This is a genomic window from Pseudonocardia sp. SID8383, from assembly GCF_009864975.1.
GTDB lineage: Bacteria > Actinomycetota > Actinomycetes > Mycobacteriales > Pseudonocardiaceae > Pseudonocardia > Pseudonocardia alni.
The window spans coordinates 1-378 of record NZ_WWFY01000909.1 but is presented as its reverse complement, the minus strand read 5'-3'; the positions used below and the strand labels follow the sequence as shown (position 1 = coordinate 378).

General features: G+C 80.2%; 1 protein-coding gene. It reads left to right on the top strand.

All coding sequences use genetic code 11. The features are described 5' to 3' along the window. Positions 1–378 (top strand): hypothetical protein (locus GTW08_RS21650; RefSeq protein WP_161152451.1); only part of this gene is annotated, 378 nt, incomplete at both ends.

Below are 378 nucleotides of genomic sequence, written 5' to 3'. Positions count from 1 at the left end.
GCAGCTGCGTGCGGGGCGGCCGTCGATGCCCAGCCGGACCGGGCCGCCGTCGGTCGGCGGGCGCTGGTCGGTGGCCGTGCCGCGCGAGCCCGACCCGACCCGCCGTGCGCACGCCACCGCGGAGGCGTTCCTGGAGCGCCACGGCGTGCTGACCCGGGGCGCGTTGGGCACCGAACGGGTCACCGGCGGGTTCGCCGCGGTCTACAAGGTGCTCCGGGCGATGGAGGAGTCCGGCCGGTGCCGGCGCGGCTACATCGTCGAGGGGCTGGGCGCGGCGCAGTTCGCTGTACCGGGCGCGATCGACCGGGTCCGGGCCCTCGCCGGGAGCGACGGCGGCCCCTCCCCCGCCCCGCCGACCGGTCCGCGCCGCCTCGGGGC